Below are 7,753 nucleotides of genomic sequence, written 5' to 3'. Positions count from 1 at the left end.
GGCCCGGCGGTTCCGGCGGCGGAGCTGGTCGCGCGGCTGGCCGCGCAGATGCGGGCGGCCGGGGCCGCGCCGGGCTGAGGCGGGTCACAGCACGATCTGCGGGGTGCCGGCCATGTCGAGGCCGGGGAACACCCTGGCTTCCAGGTCGCCCGCCGCGGTGCCGTAGAGCGTGCGGATCGCCCCTGCCGCCAGGGCGCGGACATCGCGGGTGGGCTGCAGGTCGCGCCGGTCATAGAGCGAGGCCTCCTCCAGGCCCGGCCAGTCGGCGAAGACCCGGCCGCCGCGCACCGCGCCCCCGGCCATCAGCATCGCGCCGCCCGTTCCGTGATCGGTGCCGCCGGATCCGTTTTCCCGGGCGGTGCGGCCGAATTCCGTCAGGGCGAGGATCGCCGTGCGGTCCCAGACCGGCCCCAGCTGCTGCCGCAGCCGCAGGATGGTCTCCGACAATTCCTTCAGCGGCCGTTTCAGCGCCACCTTCTGGCCGCCATGCGTGTCCCAGCCGGTGATCGAGAAGGCCGCCAGCCGCGTTTCCGCGGCCAGCTGCGCGGCAAGGTAATCCGCGACCTGGAGATGCTGGGGCTGGCTTCGATCGGTGCCGCCGGCCTCTTCCTCGGCTAGGTCGAACATCGCCGCCGCCTGGTCGCGGAACAGCGGATCCTCGTGGAAGACCATGTCCGCCAGCCGCCGCGCCTGGCTGCTGAGGCCGGGCTGGGGCTGGGGATACCAGGTGCTGGCGGGGGCGGGGCCGCGCAGGATCAGGTCGGGTTCGCGGCCGATATCGAACGTGGTGCGTGCCGTCGCGCCGGGCATCAGCCCCGCCAGCCGGTTCAGCCAGCCCGAGTCGCGCGCCCCCTGGCCGGTCATCGCGGGAAGCCCCGCCTCCAGGATGTCCTGGCCCTCGAAATGGCTGCGCTTGTCGCGATAGGGGGTGGACACGGCATGGGCGAAGCCCAGCTGCCCGGCCTGCCACAGCGGCAGCAGATCCGTCAGGCCGGGATGCAGCGCGTAGAACCCGTCCAGCGGCAGCGCCTCCGCGCCGGATGCCAGGCCCGGGCGCAGCGCGGCATAGGCCGGGTCGCCCACCGGGCGCAGCACGTCGAGCCCGTCCATCGCCCCGCGCAGCACGATCACCACAAGCCGGTTTTCCGAGGGGGCCGAGGCCAGCGTCATCGGCGTCAGCAGCGGGCTCGCCGCGAGGCAGCAGCCGGTGAAGCCCCGCAGGAAGGCGCGGCGGTCAAGGCCCGCGCGGCGGAGGGGATCGGTCATCGTCATCGCCATGGTCCTTGTCCTAGCGTCTCTGGAAGGCGGGCGAGACCAGCACCAGCGCGATCCCCTCGCGCCGGGTCTCGGCCGCGCCCGCGGCAAAGCGGACTTCCTCGGGCAGCAGCGCTCCGAGCCCGGCCTCGGCCAGCCGGACGGGGTCCGCATCCTGCGGCACGCCGGGGAGCTCGGTGACGCGCAGCGCCCATTTCAGCCGCTCCGACAGGGCGGTGGCCGAGACCCAGGCCGCCGCTTCCTCGGGCCAGCCATTGGGGGCCTCCGGTTCGTTCCAGTCCTGTCCCATGAACCGCATCGGCTGCATGAACCGGCCGTAGATCCGCTGCGGGGTCTCTTCCGCCATCGTCACCAGCGCCCGGGGATCCGCGCCCAGCCCGCGCAGGCTTGCCATGACGAAATCGACCGGGCGGCGGATCTTGTGCAGCGTCGGATCCCAGGATGCGGGATGGTCGAGCATCGCGGCATAGACCTGCGCGAGATCGCCGCCGGTCTCGCGATAGCGCGTCGTCATCGCCGTCACCAGGTCGTCCGGGGGGGCGTCGGAGAGGAAATGCACCGCCAGCTTGCGGCTCAGATGCGCGGCCGTGTCGGGGTGGCGCGCAAGGTAGGTCAGGGCCTGCTCCACGTCCCACATCCGGTCGCGCCGGGCATTGCTGGAAAACCCCAGGACATGTTCCGCCCCGGGTTCCGCGCGGGCCTGGCGGAACACGGTTTCCAGCTCGTCCGTCATGGTGACCCCGGCCAGAAGCTCGGCCATCTGGCGCACGTCCTGCTGGCCGTAGCTGCCCCCGACGCCCAGCGTGTGCAGTTCCAGCACCTCGCGGCCCAGATTCTCGTTCAGCCCGCCGCGCCCGCCCTTCTGCGCGACGCGCGACTCCGGGCCGATGGAACTGGTCTGGTCCAGGTATTTCAGCATCACCGGATGAAGAACCGCCGCCTTCAGCAGGTCTTCGAACCGGCCCGCCACATGCGGTCGGATGGCGGCATCGACATAGCTGTCGACGCGGTTGCGCAGGAAGGGGCCGCGCCCCGCAGTGGCGAAGTGATCCGCCCAGAACAGGGTCAGCCGGTCGCGGAACCCGTCCCCGGCCCCGATGCCGCGCGCCAGCACGGCCGCCAGATTCGCCGCCTCGTAGGGGCGTTCCGCCTTGCGGATCTCGCGCAGCAGCTCCAGCCGCTGCGCATCGGCCCCCCGCCCGGCACGCTGCAGCTCGCGCATGGGCTCGACCCAGTGCAGCACGTCCTCCACCGGAGACACCGGGAAGGCGCCCGCCGCCGCATCCGGCGCGGCCAGGGCGGCCAGCATCGCCGCAGGCGCCTCCGGGTCGGGATGCAGCGGGCTTCGGCCGGTGCCGAAGCGGATGGCGGCAAGGGCGGGCTGGAACACGGTCGGCGACTCTCCGGCAATCTTCATGGACTACCGGGAATCTAGCGCGTTTTTCCCCGCCGCGGGATGACTTGGATGTGAACTCGGCGGCATGTCGCCGGTCGGATCGCGGGGCGGGCCATGGCCGGGGGCCCGGGCCGGGTCCGGGAAACCGGGGGGTTGAAACCCGCCGCGGGACCGCGTAGATCACCCCCCGAGAGGTTGGCGCGGGCAGGCGCCTCGCCAACCCGGTCAGGTCCGGAAGGAAGCAGCCGTAACGAGCCCCGCTTGGGTCGTTGTCCAGCCTCTCACCTTATCCCCTCCTTCATGGTCTCCGCCGGTGGTCCGATATCCGGGCGCGGCGCCCGCTTGCGGCGGCGCGGGATGCGCGGCCATTCGGTCCATGGCGGCGCGCGGCGCGGCGTGATCTACCTCGGGCGAGCCGGCCGAAGCGGCATGGCCGCCCGGGGCGGGGGAGGACAGGCTCCTCCCGCGTCCCGTCGGCGGGGGCCGTGCCGCCGGGCAGGGCCGGGTGCAGATGGAGGAGCACATGACCGATTTTCGCTGGGGAATCCTGGGCGCGTCGAAATTCGCGCGCGAACATATGGGGCCGGCCATCGCGTTGGCGGCGGGCGGCCAGCTGGCCGCGCTGGCGACCTCCGACGGGGGCAAGGCCGCGCCGTTCCGGGCCTTCGCGCCGGGGCTGCGGGTCCATGACAGCTATGACGCGCTGCTGGCCGATCCCGGGATCGATGCCGTCTATGTGCCGCTGCCCAACAGCCTGCATGTCGAATGGTCGCTGAAGGCGATGGCGGCGGGCAAGCACGTGCTGTGCGAGAAGCCGATGACGCTGCGCGCGGAGGAGTTCGACCGGCTGATCGCGGCGCGCGACAGCGCGGGCGTGCTGGCGGCGGAGGCCTTCATGATCGTGCATCATCCGCAATGGCAGCGCGTGCGCGCGCTGATCGCCGACGGCGCGCTGGGGGAATTGTGGCGCATCGACGGGGCGTTCAGCTTCGACAATCCCGACCTGGCCAATATCCGCAACCAGGCCGCCACGGGCGGCGGCGGCTTGCGCGATATCGGGGTCTACGTGCTGGGCGCGGCGCGCTTTGCCACCGGCTGCGAACCCGAGGAGATCGAGGCCCGGCTGCGCTGGGAGAACGGGGTGGACACCTATGCGCGGATCAATGCCCGGCTGGGCGGGGCGGATTACAGCGTCTTCACCTCGATCCGCCTGTCGCCGCGCCAGGAAATGACCTTCCATGGCACGAAGGGCGTGCTGCGCGTCACCGTGCCCTTCAATGCGCGGGTCTTCGGCGAATCGCAGCTGCAGCTGTCGCGGGGAATGACCACCATGGTGGAGCGGTTCCCGGTGGAGGCGCATTACGAATTGCAGGCCGCGGCGTTCAACCTGGCGGCGCGCGAGGGCACGCCCTATGCCTGCCCGCTGGAATTCTCGAAGGGGACGCAGGCGGCGATGGACGCGGTCTTCGCCGCCGACCGGCCCTTCTGAGCCGGGATCGGGGAGGGGCCGGGTCGGAGCCCGGCCCGGGACGGTGTCAGAGGTCGATCGTGCCCATCACCTCGGGCTCGATCACATCGACGCCCGGCAGCCCGTCCTTCAGCACCTGGGCCGACTGCGCCAGGAGCGGGAAGGTCTTGTAATGGCAGGGGATCACCGTGCGGAAATTGAAGAACCGCTTCGCCGCATAGGCGGCGCGGGCCATGTCCATGGTGAAATGCCCGCCGCAGGCGAGGATGCCGATCTCGGGGGCGTGCAGCGCCTCGACCAGCTCCATGTCCATGGTCACGTCGGTATCGCCCGAGACATAGACCCGGCGCGTGCCGTCATCGAGCACGAACCCCGCCTCACTGCCGGCCGGGCGGGGCCCGTCGGCGGAGGGCAGGGTGGAGGAATGCACGGCATTGACCATGGTCACCCCGACCGAGCCCAGCGGGACGGTGCCGCCCTTGTTGAAGCCCACCGAGGCGATGCCCTCGCGTTCGGCCATCGGGTCGACCAGGTCGAAGATGCCGACCACGGGGATGTCCAGCTCGCGCGCGATGGACACCACGTCATTGGCATGGTCGAAATGTCCGTGGGTCAGCAGGATATGCGTGGCCCCCGCGATCGCCTCGGCGCGGCGGTCCTGGGGGAAGACCGGGTTGCCGGTGATCCAGGGATCGAGCAGCAGCACCTGGTCGCCGATCTCGATGCGGAAGCCGGAATGTCCGAGCCATGTGAATTTCATGGAACCCTCCTAGGTTGGTTGCCGGGCAGACCCTAGTGCGGAGCGCGGAAAATGGAATGGACCCGGCAGATCGACGGCTATTGCGAAAGGCTGGATGCGTCCTTCTGGGCCGAGCCGGTCAATGCCGCGACCAACCTGGCCTTCGTGCTGGCCGCCTGGATCATGTGGCGCCGCTGCCGCGGGCAGGGGCTGATGCAGGCGCCGCTTCTGTGCCTGCTGCTGGCGGCGATCGGCATCGGCTCCTTCCTGTTCCACACCCTGGCCACGGCCTGGGCGGGGCTGGCCGACGTGATCCCCATCGGCTGTTTCGTGCTGGCCTACCTGTACACCGCGCACCGCAATTTCTGGCGCCTGCCGGTCAGGGCCTCGAAGGCGGCGACGGCGATGGTCATCCCCTATGCGATGCTGACGGTGCCGGTCTTCGAGGCGCTGCCCGGTTTCGCGGTCTCGGCGGTCTACTGGCCGGTGCCTGTCCTGATCGCGGTCCATGCGCTGGCCCTGTCGCGGCGGGCGCCCGCCACGGCGCGGGGGCTGGGGATCGGGGCGGGGCTGCTGTGCCTGTCGCTGGTGGCGCGCAGCCTCGATGAGAGCCTGTGCAGCGCCTGGCCCATCGGCACGCATTTCGCCTGGCACCTGCTCAATGCGGCGATGCTGGGCTGGATGATCGAGGTCTATCGCCGCCACATGGTTGCGGGACGCCCGGCATGAGTCTATTGCAAGGGCCGATCTGAGAACGGAGACCTGCATGTCGATCGACGAAGGCACCGCGGCCAAGGTGGCCAAGCTGGCCCGCATCAAGGTGGAGCCCGAAGAGCTGCCGCATCTGGCGGCGGAGTTCAACAATATCCTGGGCTTCATCGAGCAGCTGGGCGAGGTCGACGTGGACGGGGTGGAGCCGATGGTCTCGGTCACGCCGATGCGGCTGAAGCGCCGCACCGACGGCGTGACGGATGGCGGGATGCAGGAACGGATCCTGTCGAATGCGCCGGATGCGCGCGAGGGGTTCTTTGCGGTGCCGAAGGTGGTCGAGTGATGGGCGAGCTGGCGAAACTGACGATCGCGGGGGCGCGCGACGCGCTGCGCAAGGGCGAGGTGACGGCGGTCGAGCTGACCGAGGCCTGCCTCTCCTCCATCGCGGAGGCGGGGGCGCTGAATGCCTTCGTGCATCACACGCCCGAGATCGCCCGCGCGCAGGCCGCCGCGGCCGATGACCGCCTGAAGGCGGGCGATGCGCCCGCGATGTGCGGCATCCCGCTGGGGGTGAAGGACCTGTTCTGCACCAGGGGCGTGCCGGGCCAGGCGGCCAGCCGCATCCTCGAAGGCTTCGCGCCGGAATACGAATCCACCGTGACTGCGAAGCTGTGGGAGGCGGGTTCGGTCATGCTGGGCAAGCTGAACATGGACGAATTCGCCATGGGCAGCTCCAACGAGACCTCGGTCTATGGCGCGGCGGTCAATCCCTGGAAGGGGACGGACGGCAAGGCGCTGACGCCGGGCGGGTCCTCGGGCGGCTCGGCGGCGGCGGTGGCGGCCGATCTGTGCCTGGCGGCGACCGGGACGGATACCGGCGGATCGATCCGGCAGCCTGCGGCCTTCACCGGCACGACCGGGCTGAAGCCCACCTACGGGCGCTGTTCGCGCTGGGGGATCGTCGCCTATGCCTCGTCTCTGGACCAGGCCGGGCCGATGACCAAGACGGTGCGCGACGCGGCGATCATGCTGGGCGCGATGGCCGGGCACGATCCGAAGGATTCCACCTCGGCCGACCTGGCGGTGCCGGATTTCGAGGCGATGCTGACCGGCGACATCCGCGGCCAGAAGATCGGCATCCCGCGCGAATACCGCGTCGAGGGGATGCGCGACGACCTGGCGAAGCTGTGGGACGAGGGCGCGGCGATGCTGCGCGATGCCGGGGCCGAGATCGTCGACATCTCGCTGCCGCACACGAAATACGCGCTGCCGGCCTATTACGTGATCGCGCCCGCCGAGGCCTCGTCGAACCTGGCGCGCTATGACGGGGTGCGCTACGGCCATCGCGCGACGCTGGCGCAGGGCGACGGCATCACCGAGATGTACGAGAAGACCCGCGCCGAAGGCTTCGGCCCGGAAGTGCGCCGCCGCATCATGGTGGGCACCTACGTGCTGTCGGCGGGGTTCTACGACGCCTATTACAACCAGGCGCGCAAGGTGCGCACGCTGATCAAGCGCGATTTCGAACAGGCCTTCGCGGCGGGCATCGACGCGATCCTGGCGCCCGCCACCCCGACCCCGGCCTTCGCGCTGGGCGGGATGAAGAACGCCGATCCGGTGGAGATGTATCTCAACGACGTCTTCACCGTGACGCTGAACCTTGCCGGGCTGCCGGGCATCGCGGTGCCGGTGGGGCTGAGCGGCGAGGGGCTGCCGATGGGGCTGCAGCTGATCGGCAGGCCCTGGGAAGAGGGCGCGCTGCTGAACCAGGCGCAGGTGCTGGAAACCGCCGCGGGTTTCGCGGCCAAGCCCGGAAAATGGTGGTGACATGAAGGCAGGTCTGGCTCTGGTTCTCGCGGGGCTGGGCCTCGCCGGCTGCTCTGCCTGGCAGGGCGGCACCACCGCGCTGACACCTGCGGGCGTCGCCGATGCCGCGCTGGTTCCCGCCGCCCCCGAGGGCACGGCGCCGGTGCTGCCCGTGGCCCGGGCCGGCTCTACCGGCAGTGCGGGCGCCACCGGGACGGAGGCGCTGCGCCCGGTCTCGGCGGGCACCCATCCGATGACCGCCTCCGCCGCGCCGGCCGCCGTGCTGCAGCCCTCGGTGCCCGAGGGCAGCACCGGCCTCGTGCCGCAGGCTCCCGCGGGGAGCACCGCGCTTGAGATG

General features: G+C 70.9%; 8 protein-coding genes and 1 other RNA gene. 6 read left to right on the top strand and 3 right to left on the bottom strand.

Annotation, left to right across the window (positions count from 1 at the left end):
* Nucleotides 1-84: 84 nt before the first annotated feature.
* Complete coding sequence (locus ICN82_RS20510) at nt 85-1,278, bottom strand: DUF1501 domain-containing protein (RefSeq protein WP_330999042.1); 1,194 nt, start codon at nt 1,276-1,278, stop codon at nt 85-87.
* 10 nt (nt 1,279-1,288) lie between these two features.
* Nucleotides 1,289-2,692 carry a DUF1800 domain-containing protein gene (locus tag ICN82_RS20505; RefSeq protein WP_193187025.1) on the bottom strand — a complete coding sequence of 468 codons (1,404 nt, stop codon included), beginning with the start codon at nt 2,690-2,692 and terminating at the stop codon, nt 1,289-1,291.
* 168 nt (nt 2,693-2,860) lie between these two features.
* On the opposite strand from ICN82_RS20505, the gene ffs reads away from it, so the two are divergent.
* Together ffs and ICN82_RS20495 are read left to right on the top strand one after the other, a co-directional pair.
* An RNA gene (gene ffs / locus ICN82_RS20500) (signal recognition particle sRNA small type) lies at nt 2,861-2,957 on the top strand.
* A gap of 237 nt (nt 2,958-3,194) precedes the next feature.
* Entirely contained in the window at nt 3,195-4,160 is a 966-nt protein-coding gene (locus ICN82_RS20495) for a Gfo/Idh/MocA family protein (RefSeq protein WP_193187022.1), read from the top strand.
* 46 nt (nt 4,161-4,206) lie between these two features.
* Here the strand turns inward: ICN82_RS20495 and ICN82_RS20490 are convergent, their stop codons facing one another.
* On the bottom strand, nt 4,207-4,899 hold the full coding sequence (locus ICN82_RS20490; protein WP_193187017.1) for a metal-dependent hydrolase: 693 nt from the start codon (nt 4,897-4,899) through the stop codon (nt 4,207-4,209).
* A gap of 51 nt (nt 4,900-4,950) precedes the next feature.
* On the opposite strand from ICN82_RS20490, the gene ICN82_RS20485 reads away from it, so the two are divergent.
* The 4 genes from ICN82_RS20485 to ICN82_RS20470 form a co-directional block, all read left to right on the top strand.
* Complete coding sequence (locus ICN82_RS20485) at nt 4,951-5,607, top strand: ceramidase domain-containing protein (protein WP_193187014.1); 657 nt, start codon at nt 4,951-4,953, stop codon at nt 5,605-5,607.
* A 37-nt stretch (nt 5,608-5,644) separates the two neighbouring features.
* Entirely contained in the window at nt 5,645-5,932 is a 288-nt protein-coding gene (gene gatC / locus ICN82_RS20480) for an Asp-tRNA(Asn)/Glu-tRNA(Gln) amidotransferase subunit GatC (protein ID WP_193187011.1), read from the top strand.
* The gene (gene gatA, locus ICN82_RS20475) at nt 5,932-7,416 is read left to right on the top strand and encodes an Asp-tRNA(Asn)/Glu-tRNA(Gln) amidotransferase subunit GatA (RefSeq protein ID WP_193187008.1); all 1,485 of its coding nucleotides are present in this window, start codon (nt 5,932-5,934) and stop codon (nt 7,414-7,416) included. Before gatC ends, gatA begins: the two co-directional genes overlap by 1 nt.
* A 1-nt stretch (nt 7,417) precedes the next feature.
* Nucleotides 7,418-7,753, top strand: a 336-nt coding sequence (locus ICN82_RS20470) for a hypothetical protein (protein ID WP_226898645.1), incomplete at its 3' end; no start/stop codon positions are given.

The sequence above is a fragment of the Mangrovicoccus algicola genome (genome assembly GCF_014903745.1).
Classification (GTDB): domain Bacteria; phylum Pseudomonadota; class Alphaproteobacteria; order Rhodobacterales; family Rhodobacteraceae; genus Mangrovicoccus; species Mangrovicoccus algicola.
The sequence above is the reverse complement of the archived record's forward strand: the minus strand, read 5'-3'. Positions and strand labels throughout refer to the sequence as shown.